This window comes from Thermococcus sp. LS1, assembly GCF_012027395.1.
Lineage (GTDB): Archaea > Methanobacteriota_B > Thermococci > Thermococcales > Thermococcaceae > Thermococcus.
In genome coordinates this window covers 321,541-337,930 of the sequence record NZ_SNUJ01000001.1, presented here as the reverse complement: position 1 = coordinate 337,930, position 16,390 = coordinate 321,541, and the positions used below count along the sequence as shown (strand labels likewise).

Annotated in this window: 19 protein-coding genes and 1 tRNA gene; 12 read left to right on the top strand and 8 right to left on the bottom strand. The window is 53.5% G+C overall.

Annotated features, from left to right (window positions below; all coding sequences use genetic code 11):
• Positions 1–132: 132 nt before the first annotated feature.
• Complete coding sequence (locus tag E3E26_RS01860) at positions 133–693, bottom strand: hypothetical protein (RefSeq protein ID WP_058937733.1); 561 nt, start codon at positions 691–693, stop codon at positions 133–135.
• A gap of 105 nt (positions 694–798) precedes the next feature.
• On the opposite strand from E3E26_RS01860, the gene E3E26_RS01855 reads away from it, so the two are divergent.
• The 4 genes from E3E26_RS01855 (at position 799) to E3E26_RS01840 (ending at position 3,307) form a co-directional block, all read left to right on the top strand.
• Positions 799–1,251: a DUF365 domain-containing protein gene (locus tag E3E26_RS01855; RefSeq protein ID WP_167900100.1), complete on the top strand. Its 453-nt coding sequence runs from the start codon at positions 799–801 to the stop codon at positions 1,249–1,251.
• Between the two features lie 60 nt (positions 1,252–1,311).
• Entirely contained in the window at positions 1,312–2,319 is a 1,008-nt protein-coding gene (locus E3E26_RS01850; RefSeq protein ID WP_167899655.1) for a type I restriction endonuclease, read from the top strand.
• Positions 2,320–2,420: 101 nt separating this feature from the next.
• Positions 2,421–2,948, top strand: coding sequence for a cob(I)yrinic acid a,c-diamide adenosyltransferase (gene cobO, locus E3E26_RS01845; RefSeq protein ID WP_167899654.1), 528 nt, complete (start codon positions 2,421–2,423; stop codon positions 2,946–2,948).
• A gap of 107 nt (positions 2,949–3,055) precedes the next feature.
• The gene (locus tag E3E26_RS01840; protein WP_012572490.1) at positions 3,056–3,307 is read left to right on the top strand and encodes a UPF0147 family protein; all 252 of its coding nucleotides are present in this window, start codon (positions 3,056–3,058) and stop codon (positions 3,305–3,307) included.
• Positions 3,308–3,372: 65 nt separating this feature from the next.
• Here E3E26_RS01840 and E3E26_RS01835 read toward each other — a convergent pair whose 3' ends face one another.
• On the bottom strand, positions 3,373–3,930 hold the full coding sequence (locus tag E3E26_RS01835) for an aldolase (RefSeq protein ID WP_167899653.1): 558 nt from the start codon (positions 3,928–3,930) through the stop codon (positions 3,373–3,375).
• On the bottom strand, positions 3,927–4,508 hold the full coding sequence (locus E3E26_RS01830; RefSeq protein WP_167899652.1) for a hypothetical protein: 582 nt from the start codon (positions 4,506–4,508) through the stop codon (positions 3,927–3,929). Before E3E26_RS01830 ends, E3E26_RS01835 begins: the two co-directional genes overlap by 4 nt.
• 76 nt (positions 4,509–4,584) lie before the next feature.
• On the opposite strand from E3E26_RS01830, the gene E3E26_RS01825 reads away from it, so the two are divergent.
• Positions 4,585–4,662, top strand: a tRNA-Tyr gene (locus E3E26_RS01825).
• A 137-nt stretch (positions 4,663–4,799) separates the two neighbouring features.
• A complete protein-coding gene (locus E3E26_RS01820; RefSeq protein WP_167899651.1) occupies positions 4,800–5,240 on the top strand; it encodes a Tfx family DNA-binding protein in 441 nt (146 codons plus the stop codon).
• On the opposite strand, the gene E3E26_RS01815 is transcribed toward E3E26_RS01820, so the two are convergent.
• Positions 5,205–5,879, bottom strand: coding sequence for a CidB/LrgB family autolysis modulator (locus tag E3E26_RS01815; RefSeq protein WP_167899650.1), 675 nt, complete (start codon positions 5,877–5,879; stop codon positions 5,205–5,207). The genes E3E26_RS01820 and E3E26_RS01815 overlap by 36 nt on opposite strands.
• A complete protein-coding gene (locus E3E26_RS01810) occupies positions 5,876–6,229 on the bottom strand; it encodes a CidA/LrgA family protein (protein ID WP_167899649.1) in 354 nt (117 codons plus the stop codon). Before E3E26_RS01810 ends, E3E26_RS01815 begins: the two co-directional genes overlap by 4 nt.
• A gap of 80 nt (positions 6,230–6,309) precedes the next feature.
• Here E3E26_RS01810 and E3E26_RS01805 point away from each other — a divergent pair, with 80 nt between their 5' ends.
• Positions 6,310–7,758, top strand: a complete 1,449-nt coding sequence (locus E3E26_RS01805; RefSeq protein ID WP_167899648.1) for a DUF2139 domain-containing protein — start codon at positions 6,310–6,312, stop codon at positions 7,756–7,758.
• Positions 7,759–7,772: 14 nt separating this feature from the next.
• On the opposite strand, the gene E3E26_RS01800 is transcribed toward E3E26_RS01805, so the two are convergent.
• Positions 7,773–8,078 (bottom strand): DUF3213 domain-containing protein, encoded by a 306-nt coding sequence (locus E3E26_RS01800; RefSeq protein WP_167899647.1) that lies wholly within the window; start codon positions 8,076–8,078, stop codon positions 7,773–7,775.
• A gap of 10 nt (positions 8,079–8,088) precedes the next feature.
• A complete protein-coding gene (gene tes, locus E3E26_RS01795) occupies positions 8,089–9,861 on the bottom strand; it encodes a tetraether lipid synthase Tes (protein WP_167899646.1) in 1,773 nt (590 codons plus the stop codon).
• A 160-nt stretch (positions 9,862–10,021) separates the two neighbouring features.
• On the opposite strand from tes, the gene E3E26_RS01790 reads away from it, so the two are divergent.
• The 5 genes from E3E26_RS01790 (at position 10,022) to E3E26_RS01770 (ending at position 15,642) form a co-directional block, all read left to right on the top strand.
• Positions 10,022–10,381, top strand: a complete 360-nt coding sequence (locus E3E26_RS01790) for a hypothetical protein (protein WP_167899645.1) — start codon at positions 10,022–10,024, stop codon at positions 10,379–10,381.
• Positions 10,382–10,390: 9 nt separating this feature from the next.
• Positions 10,391–10,978, top strand: coding sequence for a type-4 uracil-DNA glycosylase (udg, locus tag E3E26_RS01785; RefSeq protein ID WP_167899644.1), 588 nt, complete (start codon positions 10,391–10,393; stop codon positions 10,976–10,978).
• 310 nt (positions 10,979–11,288) lie between these two features.
• A complete protein-coding gene (locus tag E3E26_RS01780) occupies positions 11,289–12,947 on the top strand; it encodes a Na+/H+ antiporter NhaC family protein (protein WP_167899643.1) in 1,659 nt (552 codons plus the stop codon).
• Between the two features lie 63 nt (positions 12,948–13,010).
• Positions 13,011–13,913, top strand: coding sequence for a pantoate kinase (locus tag E3E26_RS01775; protein ID WP_167899642.1), 903 nt, complete (start codon positions 13,011–13,013; stop codon positions 13,911–13,913).
• A 49-nt stretch (positions 13,914–13,962) separates the two neighbouring features.
• A complete protein-coding gene (locus E3E26_RS01770; protein ID WP_167900099.1) occupies positions 13,963–15,642 on the top strand; it encodes an ATP-dependent DNA ligase in 1,680 nt (559 codons plus the stop codon).
• Here E3E26_RS01770 and E3E26_RS01765 read toward each other — a convergent pair.
• A complete protein-coding gene (locus E3E26_RS01765; protein WP_167899641.1) occupies positions 15,632–16,351 on the bottom strand; it encodes a hypothetical protein in 720 nt (239 codons plus the stop codon). The genes E3E26_RS01770 and E3E26_RS01765 overlap by 11 nt on opposite strands.
• Between the last annotated feature and the right edge of the window lie 39 nt (positions 16,352–16,390).

Sequence of the window (16,390 nt, the reverse complement as noted above, 5' to 3'; positions counted from 1 at the left end):
AAATCTTTATTAGGGGATTCACCCTAAATGGGACTGGAGACAGTAACGTTAACGAGAATCTCTCGCCTGTTCCCCGTCACGACCCCGGAATGGGGTATGAGGGGGCGGTGGAGCAGGCGGTTTCTGTCGCTTTTAATGTTTTCTGTTCTTCTGTCTGCGTATGGGACCAATACCACGCTTTTTCAAGTGGAGGTAATTGTCGGCGATCGTTATTAAGATGCGTCTCCTTCTTTCGATTTTTAGCTCTCTCATGATTTCATCTTCTTCCAATGTGTCTTTCCTCCGCTTTGCTTCCCTGAGTCTTTTCTTGAGCTCTCGAATGCGCTTTCTTATCTCTCCCTCTTTAACAAGTGATACTTGAGTACCCCCGAACCTGTCCTTCACGGCTGTCCACAGGCCGTCGTCCACGATGAGTTCGAGTCCCCACTTGGAGAGATATTCAAGGTCCTCCCAGAAGTAATGGTCGACCTTGAGGTAATACCTGATCTCAATGGGATACTTGTCCAGAACTTTTTCCAGAATGGGTTTGAAGTACTCCTTCAGGTATTTGTCCCTGTTGCCCTCCATCTCTTTTATGTGTTTGATTTCAGAGAACTCGTCCGTGACTTTATCGAGGTATTGGTACGGCACACTAATTATTGCGACGGCTGAAACTTCTTTGTCAATGGCAATTATTAGGGTTCCCTGTCCCACTGTGGCAAACCCCAATTCCTCTTCTCCCGCGTCTTTTTAACGTTACGACTCATTTGGGCAGTAAATCCCTTAAGGATTAGGGCTGAAGTACCTTCGGTGAAAACGATGACAAGGAGTGAAGAGGTCATCGGTGCAACCTTCCCCGTGCCGAGGCCGCTTTTGAAGCGAATACTCGATGAGGGAAAGACTGTCTTCGTCAAGCCTTCAACGCTCAGGCTCAAACCAGGCATGAAGCTGGTCTTTTATGCCTCCCACGAGGATCAGGGCTGGCACGGCGAGGCAGAGGTCGAGAGCGTCGAGCACTTCACGAATGTTGAGGATATTATCAAGAAGTACAAAGACGAGCTTTTCCTCACTCCAGAGGAGCTCAGAAAGTACGAGCGCGACAGGGCGAAGTGGCACTCAAGGGGAAGAAGGCCGAGGCCATGGATGGTGGTCAAGCTGAAGAACATACGGAAGTACCCGAAGGTCGTCAAGCCGAAGCGGTTCATCGCGGTCTCGGGAAGATACATCAAAGAGGACGAGTATAGGGAGATTTTGAAGAGGGCAGGGGTTTGACCCCTTCAACTTTGATTTGTCTTCTGCCGATAAGGAATGTTGGGCAAGAGAGGTGGTACTGTGGATTTGCTTGAAATCATTGAAAGGGTCAAAAAGATTAGCGGTAAAATCCCTAACGAGGAGTCCACAAAACAACACTTAATCCTGCCAATCCTTATGGCCCTTGGTTGGGACGTCTTTGATCCGGATGAGGTCATGCCCGAGACCAGCACAGAGGAGGGCCGGCCAGATTATGCCATTATGATAAACGGCAGAATCGTTGCGTTTCTCGAAGCGAAGAGTGTCAAGGAGAGAATCTTCAGGGACGGGAGGATTAACTCAAAACACGCGAGACAGCTTGCCGGATACTGTTTCGACAAGGGAATTAGGATTGGAATCCTGACGAATGGCCTCCAGTGGGCCTTAATAAATGCCTTTGAGGAGTACAAACCTGTTGATGAAAGAATTATTCTTGCTGTGGACTTAATGAACCAGAGCACAGAGGAAGCCATCGAGAGGCTCCGCTGGTTCTCAAAGGAGAAAATTACTAATTATCGGGACATTCCATCTGAATACTCAAGGATACCCACCCAAGTGTCTGTCCCAGTGATACAGAAGCCAATACTCCAGAGGTTACCCTCAGCTCAGGATCACAATTTCAGAACCCTCTACGTCTCAGCCCGCGAAGTCCAGTTGCCACCTTCGGCAGTTGCTGTGGAAGAGCTTATTGGAAGAGATTTAAGGGGGTATACCCCAACGGCAGTGTTTGTCCAAATTAATGGCAAGTGGTACAGAGTTGAGATAAGTCATGGAAAGAGGTGGAGAGGACTCAAACTCACCTGGAGCAGTATTACCTCTGTCGTGGTGCGCTTCCTGCTGGATATGGGAGTGAAGGACTTTCCGGTAATTGGAAAATATCTCTCAAAAGCTCCCACTGTTTCCCAAAAGTACTGGAATGCGGTTGCGAAGATCGGGAACTGGTATTTATATCTCCCCGAAGATGGGAATAGGGCAGTTGCTGTGTTCCATGAGCTTGCGAAAGCCACAGGAGTGAACATTGCCCTGGAAGTGAAAAGAAACGCGAAGTGACAGGGTCTGGAGGCTCACATTTTGGTGGAGATGCATTAATCTTACCACTTTCATCCAAACCCCTAAAAACCCTGGCGATTATATCCACCCGGTGAATCCACATGGCCTGGAAAGACAAGCTTGGCTTAGTTCACATATACACCGGCAACGGAAAGGGGAAGACGACGGCCGCTTTTGGCCTCGCGGTGAGAATGCTCGGCTCCGGTGGGAAGGTGATAATACTCCAGTTCATGAAGGCCGGGAACGTTTACGGAGAGCAGAAGAAGATAGCAGAGTGCGGGGCGGTCATAGAGTCCTTTGGGTTACCGAAGTTCGTCCACGGCAAACCCGAGCCCGACGACATAGAAGCTGCCAAGAAAGCCCTTCAGCGCGCGAAGGAAGTTGTCTCGAGCGGAGAGTGGGACTTGGTAATCCTCGATGAGCTCTGCGTCGCTCTGGGCTTCGGCATGCTCGACGTCGAGGAAGTCAAGGAGCTCATTAAGAGCAAAGCACCCCACACCGAGCTCGTCATCACCGGCCGCTACTGCCCGGAGGAGCTCTTCGAGTTAGCTGACTACGTCACCGAGATGAGGGAGATAAAGCACCCCTATCAGAGGGGCATCCTTGCGAGGAGGGGGGTCGAGTACTGATTTTCCTTCTTTAGTTTCGACGTTAACCGAAAAGTTTTTTAGTTAGGAAAGCTTAAGATAACCCGAGGAGATTTTAGTAACAATTCTTTAGAAAAGGGGGTGATAGAATGAGCGAGCTGATTCACCAGATTGTGCAGGTTCTCAAGGAGCAGGTCGTCCAGGACACTGTCGTTCCGAGGAACATTAGGAGAGCCGCCGAGCAGGCCATAGAGGTCCTCCTCGACGAGAGCAAGGAGCCGGCCGTCAGGGCCGCCGACGCGATAGCCATCCTCGAGGAGATTAGCGAGGATCCGAACATGCCTATGCACACGAGGACCATCATCTGGGAGGTCCTCGGAGCCCTTGAGCAGGTTAAGTGAGCGCTTTTACTTTTCCCGCTCATTTCCTGCGTTTTGAGGGTTCTCTTCTTCCGTGTGTTTGATAATCATTTTCTGAGCAGATACCACAGCTTTGCGCTCTCCTCAACCAGTTCGGCCTTGTAGAATGCTTCCCTCAGGCTCTTCCCGACGGTGACGATGCCGTGCTTTTCCATCAGAACTGCATCTGACTGGCATATGACTTCTGTGACGGCCTCTGCCAGCTCCTCCGTTCCGGCAGGCCTAAAGGGTACAATCGGTATCCTTCTGAGGTACAGCTCCGCCTCGGGCGTTATTATCGGGAGTTCCACCTCGAGCATGGTCGAGGCTATTATGGAATACGGCGGGTGGAGGTGAGCTATAGCCTTGACGTCCGGTCTCTCGCGGTAGATCGCCAGGTGGAGCCTGTACTCGGAGGAGGGTCTAATAGCTGACAGCTGTTTTCCGTTCATGTCGATTACCGCCACCTGCTCCCTCGTCATGTCGTCCATGACGGCCCCGGTTGCTTTGATAAAGATCAGATCCCCCTGTCTGATGCTCAGATTCCCGCCGAAGGCCGCCGTAAGTCCCCTCTCGTGAGCGAGGTGGGAGTACTTAACAAGCTGGGCCTTAACAATACGGCTCATTTTCTCACCACCTTAACCCCGTAACCGCAGTCTGCACAGTAGGCCTTCTCCTTGCGCCAGGCCAGCTCGCCGCCGCATATTGGGCAGGTGTGAATATCGTCCTCCTCCTTCCAGCGCTCGTAGGTCTCACCGTCTATCACCAGGAACATCCCTTCCTCGTCCTCCTCAAAGTGGCCCAGAACCGGGCTGCTCTCGAGCTCAAGGCTCTCCTCGTCTATGATTGTCGGCTCGATGCCGATGTTGCCCTCGTATTCAAGGTCGTTGGTCGGCAGTATCTCCACCACGAAGGTCTCTATCTTTTTGTCGTGGTAGGCTATCACCTCAAGCGCGTCGCTCAGCTCTCCGCTGGACGATATTACGTCGATGACGAGATTCTCGTTCCTCGGGAAGACCAGCGCAATTAAAAAGCGACCCCTGTAAACGGCTAGACCTCTGTCCAGACAGATCTCCTCGAGGCCGAAACTCCTCATGGTTTCTCTAACGTTTTTACCCTCTGGCAGGCGGCCGTTCTCCCTTATGAAGTCTCCTATCCACTTCGCGAGCGGCATTGCGAGCGTTATGGGTTCGTAAAGCTTCATGCTCTCACCGAGGTTAAGTCGGGAGAAAAATTTATAAACCTACCCGGGGCATTATGGAACGGGCTGGCTGTAGGGTCCCGCGGTAGCCTAGCCTGGGAGCGGCGGCGGACTGTAGATCCGCAGGTCCCCGGTTCAAATCCGGGCCGCGGGACCACCAGAATTCTCGTGGCTTTTCTGGAGGGATAATCTGGCTGGGAATTCTTGCTGTCTCTTCCTAGATTACGTTGGAGTCTGGCATTTGAATGGAAAAAGTTTTAACCTTTTGATACGTGTTAAACTCAGGTGTTTAAAATGGGGAGTAAGAGCTTCCTCACGGAGCAGCAGATTAAGATCCTCCGTTTGCGCGCGAGGGGACTCAAGCAGAGCGAGATAGCAGAGCTCTTAGGCACGAGCAGGGCCAACATAAGCATTCTCGAGAGGAGGGCCCTTGAGAAGATCGAAAGGGCAAGGAACACCATCATCATCTGGGAGCAGATAAACTCAAAGATAAGTGTTGAGGTCAGGAAGGGTGAGGACATCTTCACAGTCCCCGACAAGCTCTTCAAGAAGGCGGACGAGCTCCAAATTAAGGTTCCGTACAGCACGGCCGAGGTCATAGCCTTCCTCGTCGAGCATGCTCCAATCTCGGACAGGATAGCCAAGAGGGACTTCACACTCTTCCTCGACGCCAGGGACAGGCTTAGGATAAGCGAGTGCCTACTTGAGGAGTTCGATGAGATAGGGAAGCACTAGAGACGTGAAGACGCCGTTAAGGGCCATAGCCAATCCGCTCACCGCTCCGGCCAGCTCGTCGTCGAGGATTATCCTAGCCGTTCCGAGGCCGTGGGAAGTTACACCCATGGCTAACCCTCTCGCTATTCTATCTTTTATCCTTACCGTGTTCAGCAGCTCGACTCCTATGGCATTGCCGAGGATTCCCGTCAGGATCACCAGAACGGCCGTCAAAGCTGGAAGGCCGCCTATCTTTTCGCTTATCCCTATCGCTATCGCTGTTGTGACGCTCTTCGGCGCTATGCTGAGCAGAACCTCCTCGCTTCCCCCGAGGAGCTTCGCCATGTAGAAGGCGCTGAGTATAGCTATCGTTCCTCCGACGACTATCCCCATGGTTATCTCCTTGGCGTAGGCCCTTATAGTCTCCCTTCCCTTGTAAACTGGAACCGCTAAACTAACAACTGCCGGTCCGAGGAGGAAGCTGAGTATCCTGGCGCTGTCCATGTAGTAGTCGTAAGTAATTCCCTCAGCTTTGATGATGAGTGCTATCGTGAGTATCGACAGAAGAACCGGGTTTGTATAGAATGCCTTCCTCCTATTGTGAAGCTCCGAGAAGATGTAGAATACAACCAGAGTGAGCGTTATTCCGAAGGGATTCATCCGGTATCGCCCCCTTTCCTCCCCCTTATCAGCTCAACCGTTTTCGCCGTTGCCAGGATTGTTACAATGAAGCTGATGAGGAGCGCCCCGAATATCGGCACCGCCTGGCTCTTTATCAGGCCGAGGTACGTCACTATGCCGACTCCCGGCGGGATGAAGAGGATGCTCATGTTCCTGACGAAGAGTTCCGCTTCGTTCTCGATCCATTCGAGCTTTATCGCCCCGCTGAGAAGTGCGCCGAGCAGCAGGAGCATCCCGAGAACGCTTCCCGGGATTGAGAGACTGAGGGTTTCGCTCAGCCACTCGCCCATGAGGAAGAAGCCGAAGATTATCGCCAGCCCGCGATACATGGTTTCCCCTACGGTGATGGGGTATAAAAGTCTCCCGAAAGTCCAATAAGGGGGAAGCTATATTCAACCCCGGTGATATCATGGAGCTGAAGAACTACCGCTTCCCCCCGCGTTACGGCCCCGAATGGGGCAGTGGTGGAATATTCGGCCTTAAATATCACAACGGCGTGCTCTACTACACCTTGGCCTTCGAGGCCGAGGCTCACTTCGTGAGGGACGGCGAGGAAAAAACCTACGACTTCACCCTTGTCGGGGAAGGGCCCACGAGCGGAGGAGATACCTACAACGCCGTAACGGGAGTCGATGAGTTCATCTACTTCGGCGGCTGGGTTCACGCTCCGGCCATTTACAAGAACCGCACCATAAGCTTTGTCAACAAGTACTCTCATGTTCACGTTTACGATACTGAGAACGACTCTATACGGCTCCTATGGAAGGATTCAATCCACCACGAGACCGACTGGGCCGGGGAGATAAGTGATATTCTCTACGACCCCTACGGTGATAGACTTCTGCTCGCGAGGGAAGACGGTCACGCCAACCTCGGCGTTTACTCCCTTGACAGGAGAACCGGCAAGGCGGAGGCGCTGATAGGTGAGCCCTCGCTGAAGGGGACCCTCGTCCATGACGTGGCGTTCTTTGGAATCGGCAACAACTTCACTGAGGGGCTGAGGGAGTTAAGAGCTCTGGATTTGATAACTGGGAAATGGGAGGCCTTCAGGCCCGGGAGCAGCGTCGACGGGAGGTCCTACATAAGGCCGGAGCTTGGGGCCATGGCTTCCGCTTACAACAGGGCTTTCGCCTTTGTCCGTGGGGGTCTCTTTGCCGGCAACCCGCTCATGGGTGAGGACTTCACATTCTTTAGGCTCTTTGACTTCTGCACCTTCTACGCGCCCTTCAGGGTGAACGCGATAAACGTCGGAGGTGGGATACTAACTGCTTTCAACGCCCACCACGACGCGGCCTATCTGCCAACCGACGAGTTCAACTGGGTCACAACCAACACTGTGGCCGGTCCCAGCGTCCTGGTTTACATAGTCCCGCCGATGGTGAAAATCGTTGGGGCCTTCGGGGCACGGATAACGAGCATCGAGAAGGTGGATGGAAAAATACTCCTTGGTACCAACACCGCGCCCAATACCGGGGCAACCGAGGCCACCCCATTTGACACGGGGAACAGGGACATAGTCGTGCTCGACGAGAAGATTCTCCAGGACAGACCCCCGGCGGTGAGCTTCTCCATACCCCTCGCCCTCCCGAGCATGGCAAGGAACTTCGGCGCAGGAACTTTTGGAGGAATTCCGCTCGATGGCTACACTGAGCCGAGGGCAGTCTTCTATGCCAGCTCCGACAACAGGGTCACCGTTTACGAGTACGACCTCTCGCTTCCCCCGGCTGGGGCTTACGCAGAGACCTTCGAGCTGAGGCGCGGAAAGAACATCCTGGACTTGAGCTCCTTCAGCGGGATAGTGTCCTTTGAGCTTGAAAAAGAGGACATGAAAGGAAAAGTGAGAATAGAGCTCCGCTGATTTCTTTTATCCTCTCAGGACTCCATCCTGCCGAGTATATTGCCCCAGGAGTGGCTGGACTCCAGGAGCTCCGCAACCGTTAGGTGTTCCTCCCCGACAACTTCTGGCTCAAGCTCCTTGAGCTTTTCAAGGAGTTCCTCCCTGCTCAGCTTCTCCTCGTCGAAGACCACAAAGCCGTTCTTGGAGTAGCCGTTGATGAACGCTCTCCACACACCCGCGTTCTTCAGGAGTTCGTACTGCTTGACCATTGCCATCTCCCAGTCTATGGTGCCGAACTTGAAGCTGAGCTTGGTGAGCCTCTTTTCCCCGTTCACGGTCATCTCGATCACCTCAGGCCTTGGTGTTTACCCCGAAGTAGTCCTCTATCTCGATGTAGGTCTTCCTGTAGAGCTCACTGTTCTTCATCTCTTCGACGAACTCCTTGGTTCTGACGTACTTGTCCTTCTTGTAGTCCCAGTCCGGGTGCAGAGTCTTCCACTCCTCCCAGGTGTAGCTGAACTGTGCCTGCACCTTGTCCCTGTAGAGCTCTGGAATCACGTTGAAGGTACAGAATGGCACTATTCTCCCGTCGGGCAGGGCGTAGTGGATGACGCAGCGCTCAACCCTCTCAACGTCGTAGTTGTACTCGTCCATGAAGTGCATCATTCCGAGGAAGAGCGCGTTGATGTGGAACTTGCCCAGGGCGTCGTAGTTGCCGTGCATGAAGGCGTTCTTTATGAGGTCGAGGACGTCGAGTCCCTCCGGCGCGTACTTCTCATCGTAGAAGCTCTTGAACTTGATGAATATCTCAGCTCCGAGCTTGAGCTTCTGGAGCTTTCCAAGGTGCTTCCAGTTCTCTATCTCGTCAGCCTTGGTCTCGAGGTATTCGACGAAGCCCTCGACGTCGAGGAACCTGCTTATCGGCACTACCCTCTTCTTTTTCCTGTCGAGGAAGATGTAGGTTGCCGCTCCACAGCAGTAGTGGCTCGTCATGTAGTACTTGCTTCCTGTGAAGGCTTCAAAGAACCTCGCTATGTGGCCGGCGATCGGTATCGGGTACCAGTCCTCTATGGCTATTGCACCGTTGGTCTGCTCTTCTATGCGCTTTATTGCCCCCGGAATAGTTATCCTGAACCTCTGGCGCTCCTTCTTGGGAACCCTTCCAACGAGGGAAATCGGCTGGAAGTTAACGCCACGGACGATGTCAAGGTGGTTGAGGCCGAAGTTGATTATGGCGCCGAGCTCGTGGTCGTTGACGTTCCTTATGGTGGTTGGGACGAGGACTATTCCCGGTCCGCCGGCCTTCCTAACGTTCTCAAAGATGAGCGGAATCTCCCAGTGATTCTTCCAGTTGGTCTGGGGCGTCATTCCATCGTAGCTCAGGTAGAGCGTGTTGACTCCAGCTTCTCTGATCTTCTTGACCAGCTCTGGCTCAAAGGCGAGCTTGATTCCATCGGTGTTGAGCTGGACGTGGTCGTAGCCCTCTTCCTTGGCTATCCTGATGATCTCGATGAGATCCTCCCTCAGTGTTGGCTCTCCGCCCGTGAGCTGGACGGCGTTGGCTCCGATGGGATACTCCTTCTTTGCATTGCGGAGCATCATGCGGATCTGCTCAAGCGTCGGCTCGTAGATGGGCTGGCCTTCCTTAGCGTAGAAGAAGCAGTACCAGCAGCTCAAGTTGCAGCGGTTGGTCAGAACGATGTTGAGCAGGTTGGTATGGGAGCGGTGCCTGGCGCAGAGTCCACAATCGAAGGGACAGTTGACACCTGAATTCTCAACGTTGAAGCTCATGAGATTGAAATCGTACCTCCACTTCTGGAAGCGGTAGTACTGCTCAACGCTCTCATAATAAACATCGGTGATCAGGCCTTCAGGACAGCGCTTTGTTATCCAGACCTTTCCATCTTTCTCCCAGATCAAAGCGGGAACAACCTTCCTCGTCTCGGGACAGAGGGAGTACGTCCTGTGCGGCAGCGGCCCACCGTAGGCCCTGCTCGCGTTCTTCAACATTTCCTCAAACTCTTCCTCGCTTATCTCTGGAAACTCCAGTATATCCCTGACCCTCCTCGTGAGTTGCTCGAACTCTTTTTCGCCGCTGGGTACTTCACCAACGCTCTCGGCCATAGGGGTTCACCTCTTCAACTCCAACTTCTAGTCATTTCTCCAATCCACAGGTATAAAAACTTTTGCGTAAATATGCAGATTTTCCTTCATAGGTATGGTACATGTTTGGGTAGCAGGCGAAGGGTTAAAAGCCAAGGCTCAAACTTAATGCGGTGGTAGAATGCCGGCGAGAGAGATGAGGATGGAGATGTTCCTCCGCGCGCTCCTTAGGAGGGACTTCACCAAGGCCAAAGGTCACCTCGAGAAGCTCCAGAAGATGGCCGGGAGCGACGAGTGGGGAAGGGGTTACAGCAAGGCCATAAACGGCTTCATGAGCGCCATAAAAGATAATGACCCCGATGCTCTGATAGTCCAGCTTATAAGAGACCATGACCGGGAGAAGGCTGAGAAGCTGCTCGAGCACTTTGAGGGAATCCTCGAGCACGAGTTCCGCGACGAGTACGAGAAGGGCTACTACACCGCCTGGGTCGAGTTTCTCAAGGCTTATCTCACTCAGAAGACGCTCGCACTTAAGCGCTGAGGTGTTTCCATGGGCAAGGAAGAGCTGATGAAGAAGCTCGAGGAGAAAATAAAATCCTGCCGGAAGTGTTCCCTTGGCGAGCTCAGAACCAACGCCGTACCCGGCTCTGGAAGCTACGACGCCAAAATAATGTTCGTTGGTGAAGCCCCCGGCTACTGGGAGGATCAGAAGGGTCTGCCGTTTGTCGGAAGGGCCGGAAAGGTTCTCGACGAACTCCTGGCTGAAATAGGCCTGAGCAGGGATGATGTCTACATTACGAACATAGTCAAGTGCCGTCCGCCTGACAACCGCGACCCTACGGAGGATGAAATAAAGGCCTGCTCACCATACCTAGACAGGCAGATAGACATCATAAGGCCGAGGGTCATCGTTCCACTTGGGAGACACTCGATGCGCTACATACTCGAGAAGTTCGGCTTCGAGGTCGAACCCATAAGCAAAATCCATGGAAAGACCTTCGAAGCCCACACGCTGTTTGGAAAAATCGTCATAATGCCAATGTACCACCCGGCCGTGGCCCTTTACCGCCCAGCGCTGAAAGAGGAGCTCAGAAAGGATTTCCAAAAGCTGAGAGAGCTGACTGGAGAATCTTTGTGAAAATTTCTTAACTTCTCAATTACTCTTCTGAATGATTTTCTCTTTCTTAGCGTTTTTTAAGGTTTAATTGCGCTTTTCTGAAGCTTTTTCTGGGAAAGGTTTTTATGGTATTAGTGAGCATTAATGTACTTGAAAGTCTCCATTAATGCAGAAATTCATAAAATTTGCCCTGAATGCAGTAACTAAGCCTTTAATGGATGGAAGCGTTCCCGAAAATTTTTCGAGAATACGACAATACGACAAAGGATATACAGAAAGCTTTATATTCTTCCCGTATCCCTTTGCATGAAACACCTCAGGAGGTGAAAATGTGTCGGACTTCGGTGTGTTGGCATTACTGCCCCCATTGGTTGCCATTATCTTAGCTATCTGGACAAAGAGGGTCATCCTAGCGCTGTTCGCAGGCGTCTGGATTGGTGGAGTGATGGTTGCAGGCGGCAATCCAGTGGTCGGAACAACCCAGACGCTGGAGTGGATTGTCAGTAGCGTTACAAGCGACTGGAACGCCAGGATACTCATATTTGACTTCCTGATCGGAGCGGGTGTCGGACTTATCTACAAGTCCGGCGCAGTCCACGCGCTGGCGGCTTCCCTGGTAAGGAGGGTCAAAAGCAGCAGGGGAGCCTCAATCCTCGGATGGATCCTTGGTGTACTGGTGTTCTTCGATGACTACACCAACACCATAGTCGTCGGAAACACTATGAGGCCAATAACCGACAGGATGAGGGTTTCCAGGGAGATGCTCGCTTACATAGACGACTCTACCGCGGCACCGGTAGCTGGACTGGCACTCGTCTCAACTTGGATAGGATACGAGCTGCTCATGATAGGAAAGGGATTCGACAGTGCCAACGTCGTCTACGGAACCTACGACGCCTGGCTCTCAAGCGTTCCCTACAGGTTCTATTCGATACTGGCAATACTACTCGTTTTCATCGTTGCATACACCCACAGGCACTACGGCCCCATGCTGAAGGCGGAATATCGCGCCAGGACCGAGGGCAAAGTCCTCCGTGACGGTGCGAAGCCGCTCATGACCACCGAGGTTGACCTAGGCACGCCCAAGGAGGGCGGAAGCCTCTGGGACTTTGTGATTCCGATCCTCGTCCTCGTCGGCGTCTCCATGCTTGGTCTCTGGTACACCGGAGCGGCCAACCTTGAAGCCTACAGTCAGGATCTCGGCTGGTGGACCGATCTGGAGAACCCGTTCGGTGTCAACTTCCTCAACTACAGTTTCATTGAGTCCTTCCGTGAGGCCGACGCTGCAACAGCACTCCTCTGGGGCTCCTTCGCAATGGTCGTCGTTGCCAGCATAATGCTTTTGGGCAGGAGGAAAATGACGGTGGAAGAGTGGGAGGACACAGTAGTCAGGGGAATGAAGCAGATGCTCTTCGCCAACACCATCCTTGTCCTTGCTTGGAGCCTTGGAACCGCCGCTGAAAGCGTCGGAACCGGCGACTACGTCATCAGCCTTGCGACCAGCTCTGGGGCGAACCTCGGACCATGGATGCCGCTGATAATGTTCCTCTCCGCGATGTTCGTTGCCTTCACCACGGGAACCAGCTGGGGAACTTTCGCCATAATGGTTCCGCTCGGAGTCCAGCTCAGCCTGGCCTTTACCAACGGTCAGGTCAACGAGATAGTCTTCGCCACCATCGGAGCCACATTTACCGGAAGCATCTTCGGTGACCACTGCTCACCTATCAGTGATACCACCATCATGAGCTCCATGTTCAGTGGTTCTGACCACATAGACCACGTCACAACCCAGATACCCTATGCCTTCACAGTTGCGGGAATTGGCAGCGTGCTGTACCTCCTGTTTGCCCTGGGAGTTACGAGCTGGGTGATACTCCTGCCGCTGGGTATAGCCCTCCTCGTCGGTGCGTGGTACGTCCTCAGCGAGTGGTACGGCAAGAAGTATGGCATACCGCACGGCAAGGTGCCCATCTACGTTGCCGAGGAATGAGCTTTTCCTTTTTCTATCATCTTTTTAAGCCCTTGGCACTGACTCTTCTTGGAGGTGAGAGTGATGCTGATTAGAGCTTTCGTTCCCGCCCACATCACAGCCTTTTTCGTCCCGCGCTTTCACGATGATCCGCTCAAAGCAGGCTCTCTGGGGGCTGGAGTTAACCTCTCAAAGGGCACAAACGTCTTCGTGAGCGTTGAAACCGGAACGCTCGAGAGGCACATTCACGTGGCCTTCAACGGCGAGCCCGTGAAGAAGGACGAGGCCGTGATAAGCTACTCCGTCGCTGAAGAGCTCGTTCCAATGGATTTCACAGGTGAGGTTGAGATATGGCAGTACCTCGACTTTCCCAACGGCTACGGCTTTGGCAACAGTGCCGGTGGGGCTCTGGGCACGGCTCTGGCTCTGAGCTATTCCTTCGGTGGGACGTGGCTCAGGGCTGCGCAGACGGCGCACAGACACGAGGTTCTCAACAAGGGTGGCTTAGGTGATGTCGTTGCACAGCTCGCGGGCGGAATAGAGGTTCGGGTTAAGGCCGGAGGTCCGGGGATAGGCCTGGTCGATAACCTGTTCTTCGAGGACTATAAGGTCCTCGTCGTCCCACTCGGCAGGCTCTCTACCAAAGAGGTTCTCGATGGGGACGTCATCAACGCCATAGAAGCCGAGGGTTCTAAAGCCCTGGAGAAGCTTCTGGCAGAACCTAAGCCCGAGCGCATGATGATCCTCGCAAGGGAGTTCGCCGAAAGGACCGGTTTGCTGGACGGCGAGCTCCTTGAACTAGCCAGAGAGCTAGACAAAGTAATCTCAAACCCGAGCTCGATGATAATGCTCGGCAGGGGTCTGTTTGCCCTCATCAAACCGGAAGAAGTTGAAAAAGCTCGGAATATCCTCACTGACCTGGAGGTTCCGTTCGACGTTGTCGATGTTTTCACGGGCAAGCCCGAGGTTGGCAGGTGGGTCGGATAGTCTTTTATCCCCTTACTTCCTATTCTCCTTGGTGGTGAGCATGGGAGACATGAAATACGCTGAACTTTCTGACCTTTACCGCAGGCTCGAGAAGACTACCCTCAAAACGCTCAAGACTAAGTTCGTGGCCGACTTTCTGAAGAAAACTCCAGATGAGCTGCTCGAGGTGGTTCCCTACCTGATTCTAGGTAAGGTCTTCCCCGATTGGGATGAGAGGGAGCTTGGTGTTGGTGAGAAGCTCCTAATAAAGGCCGTATCTATGGCAACCGGTGTTCCTGAGAGGGAAATAGAGAACTCCGTCAAGGACACTGGTGATCTGGGTGAGAGCGTTGCCCTGGCATTAAAGAAAAAGAAGCAGAAGAGCTTCTTCAGCCAGCCGCTCACGATAAAGCGCGTTTATCAGACTTTCATTAAGATAGCCGAAGCGAGCGGCGAGGGAAGCCAGGACAGGAAGCTGAAGTATCTCGCCAACATCTTCATGGACGCCCAGCCGGAAGAGGGTAAATACATAGCGAGAACTGTTCTCGGCATGATGAGGACGGGCGTTGCCGAGGGCATACTTCGCGATGCCATAGCCGAAGCCTTCAAGGTCAAAGCCGAGCTCGTTGAGCGTGCCTATATGCTCACGAGCGACTTCGGCTACGTTGCAAAGGTGGCGAAGCTCGAGGGCAACGATGGTCTGGGGAAGGTTCACATTCAGATTGGGAAGCCGATAAGGCCGATGCTCGCCCAGAATGCGGCGAGCGTCAAGGAGGCTCTCCTCGAGATGGGCGGCGAGGCGGCATTCGAAATAAAGTACGATGGAGCGAGAGTTCAGGTTCACAAGGACGGCGACAGGGTTGTAATCTACTCCAGACGGCTGGAGAACGTCACGCGCTCTATCCCCGAGGTCGTTGATGCCATAAAGGCGAGCATAAAGCCTGAAAAAGCGATAGTTGAGGGCGAGCTTGTCGCTGTGGGTGAGGGTGGAAGGCCAAGGCCCTTCCAGTACGTCCTCAGGCGCTTCAGGAGGAAATACAACATCGAGGAGATGATAGAGAAGATCCCGCTGGAGCTCAACCTTTTCGACGTCCTCTACGTCGATGGAGAGGCCCTGATCGACACACCCTTCCGCGAGAGAAGAGCTAAGCTCGAAGAAATCATCGAGGAGGGCGAAAAGATCAAGCTTGCCCAGCAGCTGGTTACGAAGAAGGCCGAGGAGGCCGAGAAGTTCTACAAGAATGCCCTTGAACTCGGCCACGAGGGTCTCATGGCGAAGCGGCTCGATTCCGTCTACGAGCCCGGAAACAGGGGCAAGAAGTGGCTCAAGATAAAGCCCACCATGGAGGATCTCGACCTTGTCATAATCGGAGCGGAGTGGGGCGAGGGAAGAAGGGCGCACCTGCTCGGCTCCTTCCTGGTTGCGGCCTATGACCCGCACAGCGGTGAGTTCGTGCCGGTCGGGAAGGTTGGCAGCGGCTTCACCGATGAAGACCTCGTTGAGTTCACCAAGATGCTCAAGCCCCTCATCACCGGCGGCGAGGGCAAGTTCGTGGAGATTGAGCCGAAGATAGTCATCCAGGTCACCTACCAGGAGATACAGAGGAGTCCGAAGTACAGGAGCGGGTTCGCCTTAAGGTTCCCGCGCTACGTGGCCCTGAGAGAGGATAAAAGTCCTGAAGAGGCCGACACGATAGAGCGCATCGCCCAGCTCTACGAGTTCCAGGAGAGGTTCAAGGCTAAAAAGTGAATTCTGAAGTTGGCTCCTCCGTTTCTTCTTCACTCTCTTCCTCTGGAACGAGCTTCAGTGCCAGCCTGGCCGCTCTCTTTGCCATCAAGGGAGTGGCGAGCATGAAGGCTGTCGAGACCGCTCCCAAAATCGCCACCGCCCCGGCAGACAGTCCCTGGACGACGGCCAGCGGAGGCAGGTCGTAGAGGGTATGTGCCGCCATTGAGAAGGCCAGTCCGTAGAACCTTCCCCAGCCACTTCCACCCAGCAGGAAACCTATCGAGATCGCTGCCCAGACGGTGTGGAGTCCGATGAGAACCGCCCTAACACTGATCAGGTATACATCCTCTCCGAGGGCAATTATTCCGGCTATGTAAAGGATGCCCTCCATAAGACCGAGGAAGAGGCCAGTTCCAATCACGAGTTTCCACTTCTCCCATCCGGGGGAGTTCCTGAAGAATCCCAGCGGGAGGAGTTTGATAATCTCCTCGATGAAGCCTGCTGTAAAAGCCAACGCCAGCCAGCTCTCAAGGAGAAGAACGGGGAGCTCGAGGAATGAGGCAAGTATCAATGCCAGAAGTCCCAGCCCAAAGCTCCTGCCGCGCCATCCAGCCTTCGGAAGGTCTCTCCACGTTCTGAGCGTGTACTTAACCCCGAGGAGAACGCTGAGACCTCCGACGATGACTACAATCGCGAAGTAGTACTCGATAGCCCTCTCAGCGGTCAGCATAATATTTTTTCTCTCCTTTATCTCTTATTAACCTGACGC

Bases quoted from the DNA above. Each gene is read 5' to 3' on its own strand.
- E3E26_RS01855 (WP_167900100.1), top strand. From the start codon at position 799: ATGACAAGGAGTGAAGAGGTCATCGGTGCAACCTTCCCCGTGCCGAGG.
- cobO (WP_167899654.1), top strand. From the start codon at position 2,421: ATGGCCTGGAAAGACAAGCTTGGCTTAGTTCACATATACACCGGCAAC.
- E3E26_RS01840 (WP_012572490.1), top strand. From the start codon at position 3,056: ATGAGCGAGCTGATTCACCAGATTGTGCAGGTTCTCAAGGAGCAGGTC.
- E3E26_RS01835 (WP_167899653.1), bottom strand. From the start codon at position 3,930: ATGAGCCGTATTGTTAAGGCCCAGCTTGTTAAGTACTCCCACCTCGCT.
- E3E26_RS01830 (WP_167899652.1), bottom strand. From the start codon at position 4,508: ATGAAGCTTTACGAACCCATAACGCTCGCAATGCCGCTCGCGAAGTGG.
- E3E26_RS01820 (WP_167899651.1), top strand. From the start codon at position 4,800: ATGGGGAGTAAGAGCTTCCTCACGGAGCAGCAGATTAAGATCCTCCGT.
- E3E26_RS01815 (WP_167899650.1), bottom strand. From the start codon at position 5,879: ATGAATCCCTTCGGAATAACGCTCACTCTGGTTGTATTCTACATCTTC.
- E3E26_RS01810 (WP_167899649.1), bottom strand. From the start codon at position 6,229: ATGTATCGCGGGCTGGCGATAATCTTCGGCTTCTTCCTCATGGGCGAG.
- E3E26_RS01805 (WP_167899648.1), top strand. From the start codon at position 6,310: ATGGAGCTGAAGAACTACCGCTTCCCCCCGCGTTACGGCCCCGAATGG.
- E3E26_RS01800 (WP_167899647.1), bottom strand. From the start codon at position 8,078: ATGACCGTGAACGGGGAAAAGAGGCTCACCAAGCTCAGCTTCAAGTTC.
- tes (WP_167899646.1), bottom strand. From the start codon at position 9,861: ATGGCCGAGAGCGTTGGTGAAGTACCCAGCGGCGAAAAAGAGTTCGAG.
- E3E26_RS01790 (WP_167899645.1), top strand. From the start codon at position 10,022: ATGCCGGCGAGAGAGATGAGGATGGAGATGTTCCTCCGCGCGCTCCTT.
- udg (WP_167899644.1), top strand. From the start codon at position 10,391: ATGGGCAAGGAAGAGCTGATGAAGAAGCTCGAGGAGAAAATAAAATCC.
- E3E26_RS01775 (WP_167899642.1), top strand. From the start codon at position 13,011: ATGCTGATTAGAGCTTTCGTTCCCGCCCACATCACAGCCTTTTTCGTC.
- E3E26_RS01770 (WP_167900099.1), top strand. From the start codon at position 13,963: ATGAAATACGCTGAACTTTCTGACCTTTACCGCAGGCTCGAGAAGACT.
- E3E26_RS01765 (WP_167899641.1), bottom strand. From the start codon at position 16,351: ATGCTGACCGCTGAGAGGGCTATCGAGTACTACTTCGCGATTGTAGTC.